The organism is Pseudomonas sp. 203-8 (assembly GCF_020708595.1).
In the GTDB taxonomy this organism is placed as follows: domain Bacteria; phylum Pseudomonadota; class Gammaproteobacteria; order Pseudomonadales; family Pseudomonadaceae; genus Pseudomonas; species Pseudomonas aeruginosa.
In genome coordinates this window covers 435,937-451,334 of the sequence record NZ_JAJFDF010000002.1, presented here as the reverse complement: position 1 = coordinate 451,334, position 15,398 = coordinate 435,937, and the positions used below count along the sequence as shown (strand labels likewise).

At 64.9% G+C, this 15,398-nt stretch carries 17 protein-coding genes; 4 read left to right on the top strand and 13 right to left on the bottom strand.

All coding sequences use genetic code 11. The annotated features are described in order from the left end of the window. Positions 1 to 10: 10 nt before the first annotated feature. A complete protein-coding gene (gene fdxA, locus LJF27_RS05565) occupies positions 11 to 334 on the top strand; it encodes a ferredoxin FdxA (RefSeq protein ID WP_003092272.1) in 324 nt (107 codons plus the stop codon). Between the two features lie 426 nt (positions 335 to 760). On the opposite strand, the gene rpoS is transcribed toward fdxA, so the two are convergent. From rpoS to LJF27_RS05525, 8 genes are all read right to left on the bottom strand, one after another. After that, complete coding sequence (gene rpoS / locus LJF27_RS05560; protein ID WP_003113871.1) at positions 761 to 1,765, bottom strand: RNA polymerase sigma factor RpoS; 1,005 nt, start codon at positions 1,763 to 1,765, stop codon at positions 761 to 763. Between the two features lie 104 nt (positions 1,766 to 1,869). After that, positions 1,870 to 2,763, bottom strand: coding sequence for a peptidoglycan DD-metalloendopeptidase family protein (locus tag LJF27_RS05555; protein WP_003115226.1), 894 nt, complete (start codon positions 2,761 to 2,763; stop codon positions 1,870 to 1,872). A 45-nt stretch (positions 2,764 to 2,808) separates the two neighbouring features. Further along, positions 2,809 to 3,444 (bottom strand): protein-L-isoaspartate(D-aspartate) O-methyltransferase, encoded by a 636-nt coding sequence (locus LJF27_RS05550; RefSeq protein WP_003098558.1) that lies wholly within the window; start codon positions 3,442 to 3,444, stop codon positions 2,809 to 2,811. A 32-nt stretch (positions 3,445 to 3,476) separates the two neighbouring features. After that, complete coding sequence (surE, locus tag LJF27_RS05545) at positions 3,477 to 4,226, bottom strand: 5'/3'-nucleotidase SurE (RefSeq protein WP_003092341.1); 750 nt, start codon at positions 4,224 to 4,226, stop codon at positions 3,477 to 3,479. After that, positions 4,214 to 5,281: a tRNA pseudouridine(13) synthase TruD gene (truD, locus tag LJF27_RS05540; RefSeq protein WP_004345456.1), complete on the bottom strand. Its 1,068-nt coding sequence runs from the start codon at positions 5,279 to 5,281 to the stop codon at positions 4,214 to 4,216. Before truD ends, surE begins: the two co-directional genes overlap by 13 nt. Continuing rightward, positions 5,278 to 5,751, bottom strand: coding sequence for a 2-C-methyl-D-erythritol 2,4-cyclodiphosphate synthase (gene ispF / locus LJF27_RS05535; protein WP_003098560.1), 474 nt, complete (start codon positions 5,749 to 5,751; stop codon positions 5,278 to 5,280). The genes truD and ispF overlap by 4 nt, the downstream gene beginning before the upstream one ends. A 70-nt stretch (positions 5,752 to 5,821) precedes the next feature. Then, positions 5,822 to 6,673, bottom strand: a complete 852-nt coding sequence (fghA, locus tag LJF27_RS05530) for an S-formylglutathione hydrolase (protein ID WP_023117118.1) — start codon at positions 6,671 to 6,673, stop codon at positions 5,822 to 5,824. 53 nt (positions 6,674 to 6,726) lie between these two features. Beyond that, complete coding sequence (locus LJF27_RS05525; protein ID WP_003124150.1) at positions 6,727 to 7,839, bottom strand: S-(hydroxymethyl)glutathione dehydrogenase/class III alcohol dehydrogenase; 1,113 nt, start codon at positions 7,837 to 7,839, stop codon at positions 6,727 to 6,729. A gap of 131 nt (positions 7,840 to 7,970) precedes the next feature. Here LJF27_RS05525 and gfnR point away from each other — a divergent pair, with 131 nt between their 5' ends. The 3 genes from gfnR to yedF all read left to right on the top strand — a co-directional run bounded on the left by gfnR (position 7,971) and on the right by yedF (position 10,395). Further along, positions 7,971 to 8,879, top strand: coding sequence for a glutathione-dependent formaldehyde neutralization regulator (gene gfnR, locus LJF27_RS05520; RefSeq protein ID WP_003098564.1), 909 nt, complete (start codon positions 7,971 to 7,973; stop codon positions 8,877 to 8,879). A gap of 75 nt (positions 8,880 to 8,954) precedes the next feature. Further along, complete coding sequence (gene yedE, locus LJF27_RS05515) at positions 8,955 to 10,181, top strand: selenium metabolism membrane protein YedE/FdhT (protein WP_003098565.1); 1,227 nt, start codon at positions 8,955 to 8,957, stop codon at positions 10,179 to 10,181. Beyond that, positions 10,147 to 10,395 carry a sulfurtransferase-like selenium metabolism protein YedF gene (yedF, locus tag LJF27_RS05510; protein ID WP_003092358.1) on the top strand — a complete coding sequence of 83 codons (249 nt, stop codon included), beginning with the start codon at positions 10,147 to 10,149 and terminating at the stop codon, positions 10,393 to 10,395. Before yedE ends, yedF begins: the two co-directional genes overlap by 35 nt. Positions 10,396 to 10,455: 60 nt before the next feature. Here the strand turns inward: yedF and ispD are convergent, their stop codons facing one another. From ispD to LJF27_RS05485, 5 genes are all read right to left on the bottom strand, one after another. After that, positions 10,456 to 11,160: a 2-C-methyl-D-erythritol 4-phosphate cytidylyltransferase gene (gene ispD / locus LJF27_RS05505; protein ID WP_003092359.1), complete on the bottom strand. Its 705-nt coding sequence runs from the start codon at positions 11,158 to 11,160 to the stop codon at positions 10,456 to 10,458. A gap of 19 nt (positions 11,161 to 11,179) precedes the next feature. After that, positions 11,180 to 11,464, bottom strand: a complete 285-nt coding sequence (gene ftsB / locus LJF27_RS05500; protein ID WP_003098569.1) for a cell division protein FtsB — start codon at positions 11,462 to 11,464, stop codon at positions 11,180 to 11,182. 64 nt (positions 11,465 to 11,528) lie between these two features. Beyond that, the gene (gene eno, locus LJF27_RS05495) at positions 11,529 to 12,818 is read right to left on the bottom strand and encodes a phosphopyruvate hydratase (RefSeq protein ID WP_003092364.1); all 1,290 of its coding nucleotides are present in this window, start codon (positions 12,816 to 12,818) and stop codon (positions 11,529 to 11,531) included. Between the two features lie 45 nt (positions 12,819 to 12,863). Next, positions 12,864 to 13,709, bottom strand: a complete 846-nt coding sequence (gene kdsA, locus LJF27_RS05490; protein ID WP_003092365.1) for a 3-deoxy-8-phosphooctulonate synthase — start codon at positions 13,707 to 13,709, stop codon at positions 12,864 to 12,866. Between the two features lie 2 nt (positions 13,710 to 13,711). Then, a complete protein-coding gene (locus LJF27_RS05485) occupies positions 13,712 to 15,340 on the bottom strand; it encodes a CTP synthase (RefSeq protein WP_003092366.1) in 1,629 nt (542 codons plus the stop codon). Positions 15,341 to 15,398: the final 58 nt, after the last annotated feature.

The window sequence follows — 15,398 nt, the reverse complement described above, 5'->3', positions numbered from 1 at the left end:
GAACTAGAAAATGACCTTCGTCGTCACCGACAACTGCATCAAGTGCAAATACACCGACTGCGTGGAAGTCTGCCCGGTAGACTGCTTCTACGAAGGACCCAACTTCCTGGTCATCCATCCGGACGAGTGCATCGACTGCGCCCTGTGCGAGCCCGAATGTCCGGCCCAGGCGATTTTCTCCGAAGACGAAGTGCCGGAGAACATGCAGGAATTCATCGAGCTGAACAGCGAGCTGGCGGAAGTCTGGCCGAACATCACCGAGAAGAAGGATGCCCTGCCCGACGCCGAGGAATGGGACGGCGTCGCCGGCAAGCTCCAGCATCTGGAGCGCTGATACGCCAAGGCCCGCAATCAGCGGGCCTTTTCTTTGGCGACGAGTAAAACGGCAGGCAAAAAAAAGGGGCGGGGTATTACCCCGCCCACTCTTCAGTCCCTCGTCATCATCCTGATGAATCGCCTCCCTGGCGACGTCCCTTCCCCGATCCTTCGGGGTTGCGTGTTCCCTGTACGCAGGAGTGATATTAGCGATTCCCAGTGCTCCCGCAACCTGCCAGAAAACCCAGCGAAGCTTCTTCGGCAGCCATTTTAGAAAAATATATTCCTTTAATTTCAATAAGTTACTTAAATTCACCGAGCGTTTTTGGCAAACCTCCCGGGCATTTATCTACTTAGGCTCACACGCCGTGTAAGTTAATGCTTACAAGAGCAGACACAAAAAACCCGGCGAACGCCGGGTCTTCAGTGGGTCTAAGGTTTTCCGTCACTGGAACAGCGCGTCACTCGACAGGCCATTCTTCTCCAGGATCTCCCGCAGGCGCTTCAGCGCCTCGACCTGGATCTGACGAACCCGCTCGCGGGTCAGGCCGATTTCCTGGCCGACCTCTTCCAGCGTGCTGCTTTCGTGACCGCGCAAGCCGAAGCGGCGAATCACCACCTCACGCTGCTTGTCGGTGAGTTCCGTCAGCCACTGGTCGATGCTTTCGCTGAGATCGTCATCCTGCAGCAGCTCGCACGGATCGGTGGGGCGATCGTCGGTGAGCGTATCCAGCAGGGTCTTGTCCGAGTCCGGACCAAGAGAGACGTCCACCGAAGTCACCCGTTCGTTCAGGCCGAGCATGCGCTTGACCTCGGCGACCGGCTTCTCCAGCAGGTTGGCGATTTCTTCGGGTGAAGGTTCGTGGTCGAGCTTGTGGGTCAGTTCCCGCGCCGCACGCAGGTAGACGTTGAGCTCCTTGACCACATGGATCGGCAAGCGAATGGTCCGGGTCTGGTTCATGATGGCCCGCTCGATGGTCTGGCGGATCCACCAGGTGGCGTAGGTCGAGAACCGGAATCCGCGCTCCGGATCGAACTTCTCCACGGCGCGGATCAGGCCTAGGTTGCCTTCCTCGATCAGGTCGAGCAGGGACAGTCCGCGATTGACATAGCGCCGGGCGATCTTCACCACCAACCGCAGGTTGCTCTCGATCATCCGCTTCCGACCAGCGGGATCGCCCTTCTGCGCCAGACGAGCGAAGTGGACTTCCTCTTCGGGCGTCAACAGGGGCGAGAAACCGATTTCGTTGAGATACAGCTGCGTTGCGTCCAACGCGCGCGTGTAGTCGATGTGCTTGTGTTGTTTGGAAGAGAAGGAAGTGGTGGCTTTTGGAGTTGCCCGGGGAGAAGGCTGCTCGTCGGCAGACGACTCGTCCAGCATGATGCCGGGCTCCAGGAGGAGCACTTCATCATCGTGGTCAAACTCCGGCCCTTCTTTTTTGAGTGCCATGTCGTTATCCCTTGCATGAGTTCGACTCAAGCCCGGGCGATTCCTTTCCCGCTGGACACGCCCGGACCCGCTCACCTACATGATGTGGGCGGGCGAACTCCCGGTCAGCGACGTGGCAAATATTGCAGTGGATCGACAGGCTTACCCTGGCGGCGAATCTCGAAGTGCAGCTTCACCCGATCGGTTCCTGTGGAGCCCATCTCGGCAATCGATTGCCCTACCTTGACCTGTTGCCCTTCCCGCACCAGCAGCCTGCGGTTGTGACCGTAGGCACTCACGTAGGTCTCGTTGTGTTTGATGATGACCAACTCGCCGTAGCCCCGCAAACCACTACCGGCGTATACAACGGTCCCACCAGACGCAGCCAGGACAGGCTGGCCCAATTGACCGGCTATATCAATCCCTTTATTCAAACTTCCGTTTGAGGCAAAACGGCCGATCAGAGTACCGCTCGCAGGCCATGCCCACCCCCCCACCGCAGGCCCCGCGACGACGGGAGTCGCGCCGCTGCTGGGTGGGGTCGTGGTCGAGGCCGGAGCCGGTGCGGGCTTGGCAGGTACCGACGTACTAACTGCGGGTGGAACCGGGGTAGGCTTGGTCGCCACGGGCGCAGCGACGACCGGCGTGTTTTTCGCGACGGACGGTTGCGTCGATGCCCGCCCACCAAATTGGATAGCTTGACCGACCTGGATGGTATAGGGCGGCGCGATGCCATTGCGCGCGGCCAGGGCTTTCCAGTCCCAGCCGAAGCGGAAGGCAATGGAATACAGGGTGTCGCCGCGGCGCACGATGTACTGCCCGCTGGTGACCGGCGTACGCCGCGCAGCGGCAGGCGCGGAACCGTTGCGATCGACGACCTTGACCCCGCCGGGAGGCGACGACGAACAGGCGGCGAGAAGGGAACAGACGACGGCCCCGAGCAACAGGTGGCAGCCACCGTAGAGCCGAGTCCATTGCCGCAGGGTCGCTGCTAGCCTCAATCCTTCCCCCTTATCCATCTTCTTCGCTTTCGTTCAATCGGGCCGGCGACGCCGGCCGCCGGCTCAGGCGATCGGGCCGTTGAGCAGCGGGACGAAACGTACCGAGTCGAGTACCTGGCGGCTGAACCCGTCCTCGGTGCGGACGATCAGCATCAGTTGCTGGACCTCGCCGCCACCGACCGGGATCACCAGGCGCCCCCCAGGCGCCAACTGGTCCAGCAACGACTGCGGGACTTCCGTGGCCGCCGCGGTGACGATGATTCCATTGTAGGGAGCCAACGCCGACCAACCCTCCCAGCCATCGCCCCAACGAAAGACAACATTACGCAGGTTTAGCTCCGCAAGACGCTCCTTGGCCTTGTCCTGCAACGCCTGGATCCGCTCGACGGAGAAGACCCGCTCGACCAGTTGCGCCAGCACCGCGGTCTGGTAGCCGGACCCGGTGCCGATCTCCATGACCTTGTCCAGCGGGCCGGCCGCCAGCAGCAACTCGGTCATCCGCGCCACCATGAACGGCTGGGAAATGGTCTGGTTGTGGCCGATCGGCAGGGCGGTGTCTTCGTAGGCGCGATGCGAGAGCGCCTCGTCGACGAACAGATGACGCGGCGTGCGGCGGATCACCTCGAGCACGTGGGCGTTGGAAAGGCCTTCTTCGTACAGGCGCTGGATCAGGCGCTCTCGGGTACGCTGGGAGGTCATGCCGATACCCCGGCGATGCAGGTCTTCGGACATCACGTCAGTCCTCCCAGCCACTCGTCGAGGCCGCCGAAGGCTTCGTGGAAGGTACGGTCCAGCTGCAACGGAGTGATCGACACGTAGCCTTGCATGACCGCGTGGAAATCCGTCCCCGGCCCGCCATCCTCGGCATCGCCGGCCGCGGCGATCCAGTAGCCTTCCTTGCCGCGCGGATTGACCACCTTCACCGGTGCGGCGGCACGGGCGCGGTGCCCGAGGCGGGTCAGTTGGATACCACGTACGCGATCCAGCGGCAGGTTCGGGATATTGACGTTGAGCACGGTACGCGGCGGCACGGCCAGGCGCTCGTGGGCGGAGACCAGCAGGCGGGCGAAGTGCATGGCGGTGGGCAGGTTGTCCGTCAACCGCGAGACCAGCGAGAAGGCGAAGGCCGGCCCCTTCAGGAAGCGCCCTTCGATGGCCGCCGCCACGGTACCGGAATAGAGGACGTCATCGCCGAGGTTGGCGCCCAGGTTGATACCCGAGACCACCATGTCCGGCAATTCCTCCAGCAAGCCGTTCAGGCCCAGGTGCACGCAGTCGGTCGGCGTGCCGTTGAGGCTGATGAATCCGTTGTCCAGGCGCTGCGGGTGCAGCGGGCGGTCCAGCGTCAGGGAACTGCTGGCGCCGCTCTTGTCCTGGTCGGGGGCGATCACTACGCAATCGGCATGATCCGCCAGCGCGTCGTAAAGCGCGGCGATACCGGGTGCGGTCACCCCGTCGTCGTTGGCAATCAGTATGCGCATGGGTTTTCCGTCTGCCCTGTCGGTACCAGGTCGAGGATTTCACGCACCACTACGGTGGCGAAACAACCGGCCGGCAGGACGAATTCCAGTTGCAGAACATCAGGTTCGGGATAATGCCACGCCAGCCCCTGGATGGGGAGCCGCAGGATGCGCCGTTCGTGCGCCATGCCCGCCTTCGCCAGCCAGCGGCAGAGCGCCGGCTCGCTCCCGGCCAGGGCCAGCTCGCGTTCGAGGACGCCGGCGCCGCTCGGCGGATCGCCCTCGCCCCAGAGCGGTCCGGTGGGGTGCAGGTCGAGGGCGGCCAGACGGGCATCGCGGCATTCTTCCTCGCCAGCGAGGAAAAAGCTGCGGCTGTCGGTGAAGGCCAGCAGGTCGCCGACCGCTGCCCGGTTCCAGCTACCCTCCGCGACCCGCTCGGCGAGCAGGCGATTGAACAGGTAGCTGCGCCCGGCGGAAAGGAAGCGCGAACGCAGGTTGCGGTTTGCCGGCAGCAGGTCCTGTTCCGCGCAACTGCGCGCGTCGACCAGGTTGCCGCCGCCGTGGCCGAAGCGTTGCAGGCCGAAATAGTTGGGCACGCCGTCCGCGGCGATACGTTCCAAGCGCGCGTCGAGAACGGCACGCTCCGCCCGCAGCCCGGTCAGACGCAGGGTGAAGCCGTTGGCGGCATGCGCGCCTCGCTGCAACTTGCGCGAATGACGGGTGCGGCGAAGAATCCGCAGGTCCGCGCCCTCGGCTGCGCCCAGGTCGGGATCGGCCTTGCCCGGCAGGTGCAGGCTGAACCATTGCCGGGTCAGGGCCTGGCGGTCCTTCAACCCGGCGTAGCTGACGTTCTTCTGCTGCACGCCGGCGGCGCGGCCGAGGCGACGGGCCGCCTCCTCGGTGTTCAATCCGCGCTTTTCCACCCACAACCAGAGGTGCTCGCCTTCACCGCTGAGGGGAATGTCCAGCACCTCGTCGACCTGGAAGTCCTCGGCCACGGCCTTGAGCACCGCCTCGCCGCAGGCTGCCCCATGGGCGCGCGGCCCGAGCAGGTCGAGTTCGCCGAGAACGCTCATCGGGCCATCAGCAAAGCGACCGCATGTACAGCAATGCCCTCTTCGCGTCCGGTGAAACCTAGCCGCTCGGTAGTGGTGGCCTTGACGTTGACCTGGTCGACCGCGACGCCGAGGTCCTCGGCGATCAACCCGCGCATGGTCTCGATGTGCGGCGCCATCTTCGGCGCCTGGGCGACGATGGTGGCGTCGACGTTGCCGACCTTCCAGCCCTTCTCGGCGACGATGGCGACCACGTGTCGCAGCAGCGCGCGACTGTCGGCGCCCTTGAACCGCGGGTCGGTGTCCGGGAAGTGCTTGCCGATGTCGCCCAGCGCCGCCGCGCCGAGCAGCGCATCGGACAAGGCGTGCAGCAGCACGTCGCCGTCGGAGTGGGCGACCAGCCCATGTTTGTGGGGAATGCGCACGCCGCCGAGGGTGATGAAGTCGCCCTCGCCGAAGCGATGCACGTCGTAGCCATGGCCAATTCGCATGAAAAAACGCCCTGGTTGGAATCAGGGCGTGATTCTACCCCGGATCGGGACAGGCTTCAGGTATCGCGGATCAACCGTTGAGAACCCCGGCATGATGGCGCAGGTGATCCTCGATGAAACTGGCGATGAAGTAGTAGCTGTGGTCGTAACCTGGTTGCAGACGCAGCTCCAGCGGGTGGCCGGCCTTGTCCGCCGCATTGCGTAGCGCTTCCGGCTTGAGCTGGACGGCGAGGAAGTCGTCGCGCTCGCCCTGGTCGACCAGGATCGGCAAGCGTTCGGACGCACCCTCGAGCAACGCACAGGCATCCCACTCGCGCCAGGCCGCCGGGTCCTCGCCCAGGTAGCGGGAGAACGCCTTATGGCCCCAGGGACAATCGCTCGGATGGCAGATCGGCGCGAAGGCCGACAGCGACAGGTAGAGCCCCGGGTTGCGCAGCGCGCAAACCAGCGCGCCATGCCCACCCATCGAGTGCCCGCTGATGCCGCGCCGCCGGGACACCGGGAAATGCGCCTCGATCAGCGCCGGCAACTCGTGCACCACGTAGTCGTGCATGCGGTAGTGCGCGGCCCAGGGCTCCTGCGTGGCGTTCAGGTAGAAGCCTGCGCCCAGGCCGAAGTCCCAGGCGCCGTCGGGATCGCCGGGGACACCGCTGCCGCGCGGGCTGGTATCCGGCGCCACCAGTACCAATCCCAGTTCGGCGGCGACCCGCTGGGCGCCGGCCTTCTGCATGAAGTTCTCGTCGGTACAGGTCAGCCCGGACAGCCAGTACAGGGCCGGCAGCGCCGCCTCCGGCTCGGCCTGGGGCGGCAGGTAGATGGCGAAGACCATCTCGCAGTTCAGGGTCCGGGAAAAATGACGGTAACGCTGGTGCCAGCCGCCGAAGGTCTTCTGGCTGCCGATCAGTTCGAGGGAATCCTTCACGTGACCTCCGTGAAACGGTCGTGGCGAGCCGCAGGGCCCGCCGCGACGGCTTGTCAGTAATGAATGACGGTGCGGATGCTCTTGCCTTCGTGCATCAGCTCGAAGGCCTCGTTGATGTCCTCCAGCCCCATGGTGTGGGTGATGAAGGTATCCAGCGGGATCTCGCCCTTCTGCGCCTTCTCGACATAGCTCGGCAGCTCGCTGCGCCCGCGCACCCCGCCGAACGCCGAACCGCGCCAGACGCGGCCGGTGACCAGTTGGAACGGCCGGGTGCTGATTTCCTGGCCGGCGCCGGCGACACCGATGATCACCGACTCGCCCCAGCCCTTGTGGCAGCATTCCAGCGCGGCGCGCATCAACTGCACGTTGCCGACGCACTCGAAGGAGTAGTCGACGCCGCCATCGGTCAGTTCGACGATGACGTCCTGGATCGGCTTGTCGTAGTCCTTCGGATTGATGAAGTCGGTGGCGCCCAGCTCCCTGGCGATGTCGAACTTGCCCGGGTTGATGTCGACCGCGATGATGCGCGCGGCCTTGGCCATCTTCGCCCCGATGATCGCCGCCAGGCCGATACCGCCCAGGCCGAAGATGGCGACGGTAGCGCCCTCTTCCACCTTGGCGGTATTCAGCACGGCGCCGATCCCGGTGGTGACGCCGCAACCAAGCAGGCAGACCTTATCCAGCGGCGCGTCCTTGGGAATCTTCGCCAGGGAGATTTCCGGCAGCACGGTGTATTCGGAGAAGGTCGAGCAGCCCATGTAGTGGAAGACCGGCTCGCCCTTGTAGGAGAAACGGCTGGTGCCGTCGGGCATCAGGCCCTTGCCCTGGGTGGCGCGCACGGCCTGGCAGAGGTTGGTCTTGCCGGACAGGCAGAATTTGCACTTGCCGCACTCGGCGGTGTAGAGCGGGATGACATGGTCGCCCACCTGCAGGGAGGTCACGCCCTCGCCCACCGCTTCGACGATGCCGCCACCTTCGTGGCCCAGGATGCACGGGAACACCCCCTCGGAATCCTGGCCGGACAGGGTGTACGCGTCGGTATGGCAGACGCCGGTGGCGACGATGCGCACCAGTACCTCGCCCTTCTGCGGCGGCGCCACATCCACCTCGACGATTTCCAACGGCTTGTTGGGGGCGAAGGCGACGGCGGCACGGGACTTGATCATCTGGGAACTCCTGAACGATGGAAGCCGGCGGGCCGCTAAGCGACCCACTGAAACGGAAAGTGTAGAAAACCGCGTTTCAAGGAATAATCAGGCAATAATCAAAACATTATTGCCATACAGGGACAATCCAGATGAATCGCTGGGAAGGACTCGACGAATTCGTCGCTGTCGCCGAAACCGGGCAGTTCACCGCGGCAGCCGAACGCATGGGCGTTTCCTCGTCGCACATCAGCCGCCAGGTCGCCCGCCTGGAGGAGCGCCTGCAGACCCGCCTGCTCTACCGCAGCACCCGGCGAGTATCGCTGAGCGAAGCCGGACAGACCTTCCTGCAACATTGCCAGCGCCTGCAGGACGCCCGCGACGAAGCCCTGCGCGCGGTCAGCGACCTCTCCGCGGAGCCCAAGGGCCTGCTGCGCATGACCTGCGCGGTAGCCTACGGCGAACGTTTCATCGTGCCGCTGGTGAATGCCTTCATGGCCGACTATCCGCAACTGCGGGTCGACATCGAGCTGTCCAACCGCCAGTTGGACCTGCTCCACGAGGGCTTCGACCTGGCCATCCGCCTCGGCCGCCTGAGCGATTCGCGATTGGTCGCCACACGGTTGGCACCACGCGTCATGTACCTCTGCGCCACCCCGGAATACCTGCGCCGCCACGGCACTCCGCAGTCGCCGGCGGAACTCGGCCAGTTCAACTGCCTGATCGGCAGCAGCGACCTGTGGAGCTTCCTCGAGGACGGCCGGGAAACCCAGCACCGGGTCCAGGGCAACTGGCGCTGCAACAGCGGCCAGGCGGTGCTCGACGCCGCCCTGCGCGGCTTCGGCCTGTGCCAGCTGCCCGACTACTATGTGATCGAGCATCTGCGCAGCGGCCGCCTGGTCTCCCTGCTGGAAGGCCACCAGCCGCCGAATACCGCGGTATGGGCGCTGTACCCGCAGCAGCGGCACCTGTCGCCGAAAGTCAGGCAACTGGTGGACTATCTCAAGGAAGGCCTGGCGCAATCCCATCCGGGACTCGCCGGGGAGAAAAACCTGCGCTGAAGCAGTAAGGCGATTCACCGCTGCGATAGACTTGGCGGTTTCCCGTTCCACCCGCTATCGATTCAAGGAAGTCGCATGTCTGCCTTCAATGCGTTTCGCCAACGCTACCTGGTGAGGTTCTGGTCGCCGCTGCCGGCGCTGGTCGCCCTCGGCGTCGCCTCCGCCTACTACTTCGCGCTCACCGGCACCTTCTGGGCGGTGACCGGCGAATTCACCCGCTGGGGCGGCCACGTGCTGTCCTGGTTCGGCTACCAGCCACAGGACTGGAGCTACTTCAGGCTGATCGGCCTTCAAGGCACGCCGCTGGACCGGATCGACGGAGTGATGATCATCGGCATGTTCCTCGGCGCCCTGTGCTGCGCCCTCTGGGCCGGCAACGTCAGCCTGCGCTGGCCGACCAGCAAACGTCGCCTGCTGCAGGGCCTGGTCGGCGGTATCGTCGCCGGCTTCGGCGCGCGCCTGGCGATGGGCTGCAACCTGGCGGCGTTCTTCACCGGTATCCCGATGTTTTCCCTGCACGCCTGGGCCTTCATGTTCGCCACCGTCGGCGGCGCCTGGATCGGCGTGAAGATCAGCCTGCTGCCGTTCCTGCGCACACCGCTGAAAGTCGGCGCCACGGCCAGCGCCCTGCCCAGCGCCGAAAGCCTGGCCCGACGCGCACGCCTGCAGGCCCGCCTGGGCCTGGCGGTGCTGGCGCTCGCCGCGCTGTTCGCCGCCTGGCGCTTCGAGGTATCGCTGGTGCTGGGCATGGCCTGCCTGTTCGGCCTGCTGTTCGGCGGCCTGATCGAGCGCGCGCAGATCTGCTTCACCAGTGCCGCACGGGACCTCTGGACCACCGGCCGGACCCGCGCCGCCTTCGGCATCCTGCTCGGCATGGCGGCCGCCTGCATCGGTACCTTCGCCGCGATCCGCCTGGGCGTCGCGCCGAAGATCTTCTGGATGGGCCCGAATGCGATCATCGGCGGCATTCTCTTCGGCATCGGCATCGTCCTCGCCGGCGGTTGCGAGACCGGCTGGATGTACCGCTCGATGGAGGGCCAGGTGCACTTCTGGGTGGTCGGCATCGGCAACGTCATCGGCGGAACCCTGGTGGCGATCTTTTGGGACCAGTTGGGCACCCGCCTCGCCCTGCCCTATCCCAAGCTCAACCTGCTGGAAAGCTTCGGGCCCGGCAACGGCCTGCTATTGACCTTCGCCGGCCTGGCCCTGTGCCTGCTGCTGGTGCAACTGAACGCCTCCCGATTCACCCGACCGCGGAAACCGAACCATGAGCCAGACCGACAAACCGACCCTGTCGCTTGACCTGCGCGGCGAACATTGCCCGTACAACGCCATCGCCACCCTGGAAACCCTGGCGACCATGCAGCCGGGCGAACGCCTGGAAGTGGTCACCGACTGCTCGCAATCGGTCCACGGGATTCCCGAAGATACCCAGCGCCAGGGCTACAAATGCCTGGCGGTGGAGCAGCATGGCGCGCTGTTCCGCTTCCTCATAGAGGTGCCGCTGGAAAGCTGAACGAGCGAGCCTGCAACGACAAGAAAGCCGACCCTCGGGTCGGCTTTCTTGTGCCAGGGTTCAGTGCGGAAAACTGCGCTGCAGGCGCAGCAGGTCTTCCGGGGTGGTGATCTTCAGGTTGTCGGCGCGCCCTTCCACCAGCTTCGGCGCATAGCCGGCCCACTCCATCGCCGAAGCCTCGTCGGTGATCGCCACGCCGGCCACCAACGCATCGGCCAGCGCCCGGTGCAGGGCGCCGAGGCGGAACATCTGCGGCGTATAGGCCAGCCAGACCACCGAGCGGTCGATGGTTTCGCTGACCCGGCCGTCGCGGTCGGAGCGCTTGAGAGTGTCCCTCGCCGGCACCGCCAGCAGCCCGCCGACCGGATCTTCGGCGAGTTCTTCGAGCAGGCGGTCGAGGTCGCCGCGGGTCAGGTTCGGCCGCGCGGCGTCATGCACCAGCACCCAGTCGTCGGCCTGTGCCCCCAACTCCAGCAGGCGCAGCAAGCCGTTCAACACCGAGCCGGCGCGCTCGGCGCCCCCGGCGGCGCGCTGCACATGCCGGCTGGCGGCGCAGTCCAGCCCGGGCCAGTAGGGATCGTCCTCGGCCAGGCAGACCACCAGGCCCCTGAGCATCGGGTGTTCGAGGAAACAATCGAGGGTGCGCTCGATCACGGTGCGACCGGCAAGATCGAGATATTGCTTCGGGCGGTCGGCGCGCATGCGCGAACCCACGCCGGCGGCGGGGATCACCGTCCAGAAGGCGGGAAGGTCGGAAGTCGTCATCGGGAGAAGGGTCGTCAGCTCACTTGGCGAGCTGGTAGAGGGTTTCGCCGTCCTTGACCATGCCGAGCTCGTGCCGCGCACGCTCCTCGACGGTCTCGGTGCCTTTCTTCAGCTCGGCGACTTCGGCTTCGAGAATCCGGTTGCGCTCCAGCAGGCGCTCGTTCTCGCCATGCTGGTCGGCGATCTGCTTCTGCAGGTCGCGCACCTGCGCCAGGCTGCCATCGCCGACCCACAGGCGATATTGCAGGCCCGCCAGCGCCAGGATCAGCACCACGAACAGCCAGTAGGGGCTACGTAACCTCAAGCCTCGAACTCCTTGAGAAGAAAAGGGGTGGCTCTTGCCACCCCTTCACCGTACCAGACTAGGCTCAGCCGCGGAATTCCGCGCGACCACGGTACGGCGCCTTGGCGCCCAGTTGCTCTTCGATGCGCAGCAACTGGTTGTACTTGGACACGCGGTCGGAGCGGCACAGCGAACCGGTCTTGATCTGACCGGCGGCGGTACCCACGGCCAGGTCGGCGATGGTCGAGTCCTCGGTTTCGCCGGAGCGGTGCGAGATCACCGCGGTATAGCCGGCGGCCTTGGCCATCTGGATGGCCTCCAGGGTCTCGGTGAGCGAACCGATCTGGTTGAACTTGATCAGGATCGAATTGCCGATGCCCTTCTCGATGCCTTCCTTGAGGATCTTGGTGTTGGTCACGAACAGGTCGTCGCCGACCAGTTGGACCTTGGCGCCGATCTTGTCGGTCAGGCCTTTCCAGCCGGCCCAGTCGGACTCGTCCATGCCGTCCTCGATGGAGATGATCGGGTAGCGCTGGGTCAGGCCGGCCAGGTAGTCGGCGAAACCGGCGGCGTCGAATACCTTGCCTTCGCCTTCCAGGTCGTACTTGCCGTCCTTGAAGAACTCGCTGGAGGCGCAGTCCAGGGCCAGGGTCACGTCGTCGCCCAGCTTGTAGCCGGCCTTCTCGACGGCCTCGGCGATGGCGGCCAGGGCGTCTTCGTTGGACGACAGGTTCGGCGCGAAGCCGCCTTCATCACCGACGGCGGTGTTCAGGCCACGGGCCTTCAGCACGGCCTTGAGGTGATGGAAGATCTCGGCGCCCATGCGCAGCGCCTCGGCGAAGTTCTTCGCGCCGACCGGCTGGACCATGAATTCCTGGATATCGACGTTGTTGTCCGCATGCTCGCCGCCGTTGATGATGTTCATCATCGGCACCGGCATGGAGTACTGGCCGGGAGTGCCGTTGAGGTCGGCGATGTGCGCGTACAGCGGTACGCCCTTGGCCTGTGCGGCGGCCTTGGCGGCAGCCAGGGACACCGCGAGGATCGCGTTGGCGCCCAGCTTGGCCTTGTTCTCGGTGCCGTCCAGCTCGATCATCGCGTGGTCGAGGGCTTTCTGGTCGGCCGCGTCCTTGCCCAGCAGCAGGTCGCGGATCGGGCCGTTGATGTTGGCCACGGCTTTCAGCACGCCCTTGCCCAGGTAACGGCTCTTGTCGCCATCGCGCAGCTCGAGGGCCTCGCGGGAACCGGTGGAAGCACCGGAAGGCGCGCAGGCGCTGCCGACGATGCCGTTGTCCAGGATCACGTCCGCTTCAACGGTAGGGTTGCCGCGGGAGTCCAGGACCTCACGGCCCTTGATGTCGACGATCTTTGCCATTCTTGTTAACACTCCGAAGTGAATGAACGGGGCGGTCTGAGGAGACTAGGCAGTCTCGATTGCAGGAAAGCTCTTGATCAGCTCGTCCAGTTGCTTGAGCTGGGACAGGAAGGCTTCGAGTTTGTTCAGGCGCAGCGCGCACGGACCGTCGCACTTGGCGTGCTCGGGGTCCGGATGGGCCTCGAGGAACAGCCCGGCGAGCTTCTGGCTGAGCCCGGCCTTGGCCAGGTCGGTGACCTGGGCGCGCCGGCCGCCGGCGGAGTCCGCGCGACCGCCAGGCATCTGCAGGGCGTGGGTGACGTCGAAGAATACCGGGTACTCGAACTGCTTCATGATGCCGAAGCCGAGCATGTCGACCACCAGGTTGTTGTAACCGAAGGAGGAGCCGCGCTCGCAGAGGATCAGGCGGTCGTTACCGGCTTCCTCGCACTTGGTCAGGATGTGCTTCATCTCCTGGGGCGCGAGGAACTGGGCCTTCTTGATATTGATCACCGCGTTGGTCCTGGCCATCGCCACCACCAGGTCGGTCTGTCGCGAGAGGAAGGCCGGCAGCTGGATGATGTCGCAGACCTCGGCCACCGGCTGGGCCTGGAACGGCTCGTGGACATCGGTGATGACCGGTACCTTGAAGGTCTTCTTGATCTCTTCGAAGATCTTCATTCCCTCTTCCAGGCCCGGACCACGGAACGAGTGGATCGAGGAACGGTTGGCCTTGTCGAAGCTGGCCTTGAACACATAGGGGATACCGAGTTTCTCGGTAACCCGTACGTATTCTTCGCAGACCTGCATGGCCAGGTCGCGCGACTCCAGCACGTTCATGCCGCCGAACAGCACGAACGGCAGGTCGTTGCCGATCTGGATATCGCCGACGCGAACGATCTTCTGTGCCATGCTCAGGCCTTCCCGGAATATTTCAGCGCGGCGTTGACGAAACCGCTGAACAGCGGGTGGCCATCACGCGGTGTGGAGGTGAACTCCGGGTGGAACTGGCAGGCGACGAACCACGGATGCTCCGGGGCCTCGACCACTTCCACCAGGGCGCCGTCGCCGGAGCGGCCGGAAATCTTCAGGCCGGCCTGTTCCAGTTGCGGCAGCAGGTTGTTGTTCACTTCGTAGCGATGACGATGGCGCTCGACGATCACGTCCTTGGCATAGCAGTCGTGCACCAGGGTGCCGGTCTGCAGCTGGCACTCCTGGGCGCCCAGGCGCATGGTGCCGCCCAGGTCGGAAGCTTCGGTGCGGATCTCGGTGGCGCCGGTCGCGTCCTGCCATTCGGTGATCAGGCCGACCACCGGATGGCCGCTGGACTTGTCGAACTCGGTGGAGTTGGCGTCGCTCCAGCCGAGCACGTTGCGGGCGTATTCGATGACCGCGACCTGCATGCCCAGGCAGATGCCCAGGTAGGGGATCTTGTTCTCGCGGGCGTACTGCACGGTGCTGATCTTGCCTTCCACGCCGCGCAGGCCGAAGCCGCCCGGGACCAGGATGGCGTCGACACCTTCCAGCAGGCTGGTGCCCTGCTGCTCGATGTCTTCGGAGTCGATGTAGCGCAGGTTGACCTTGGTGCGGCTCTGGATGCCGGCGTGGGTCATCGCCTCGATCAGCGACTTGTACGCGTCCAGCAGTTCCATGTACTTGCCGACCATGGCGATGGTGACTTCACGCTCGGGGTTGAGCTTGGCATCGACCACCCGGTCCCATTCGGACAGGTCGGCCTGCCCGCACTCCAGGCCGAAGCGCTCGACGACGATGTCGTCCAGGCCCTGGGCATGCAGCACCGACGGGATGCGGTAGATGGTGTCGACGTCTTCCAGGGCGATCACCGCGCGCTCCTCGACGTTGGTGAAGAGCGCGATCTTGCGCCGCGAGGAGACGTCGATCGGGTGGTCGGAACGGCAGACCAGCACGTCCGGTTGCAGGCCGATGGAGCGCAGCTCCTTGACCGAGTGCTGGGTCGGCTTGGTCTTGGTCTCGCCGGCGGTGGCGATGTACGGGACCAGGGTCAGGTGCATCAGCATCGCGCGCTTGGCGCCGATCTCGACGCGCAGTTGGCGGATCGCCTCGAGGAACGGCTGCGACTCGATGTCGCCGACGGTGCCACCGATCTCCACCAGGGCGACGTCGGCATCGCCGGCGCCCTTGATGATGCGCCGCTTGATCTCGTCGGTGATGTGCGGGATCACCTGCACGGTGGCGCCCAGGTAGTCGCCGCGGCGTTCCTTGCGCAACACGTCCATGTAGACGCGGCCGGTGGTGAAGTTGTTGTTCTGGGTCATGGTGGTACGAACGAAGCGCTCGTAATGGCCCAGGTCCAGGTCGGTCTCGGCGCCGTCCTGGGTCACGAAGACCTCACCGTGCTGGAACGGGCTCATGGTGCCCGGGTCCACGTTGATGTAAGGGTCCAGCTTGAGCATCGTGATCTTCAGGCCACGCGCTTCCAAGATCGCAGCCAGAGAAGCCGAAGCGATGCCTTTCCCCAATGAAGAAACAACACCACCCGTGACGAAGATGTAGCGCGTCATGAAAAACCCTAGAAGTCAGCGTTTAGGCGGGATCAACCGCCGGGGATTCGGAGAAGGG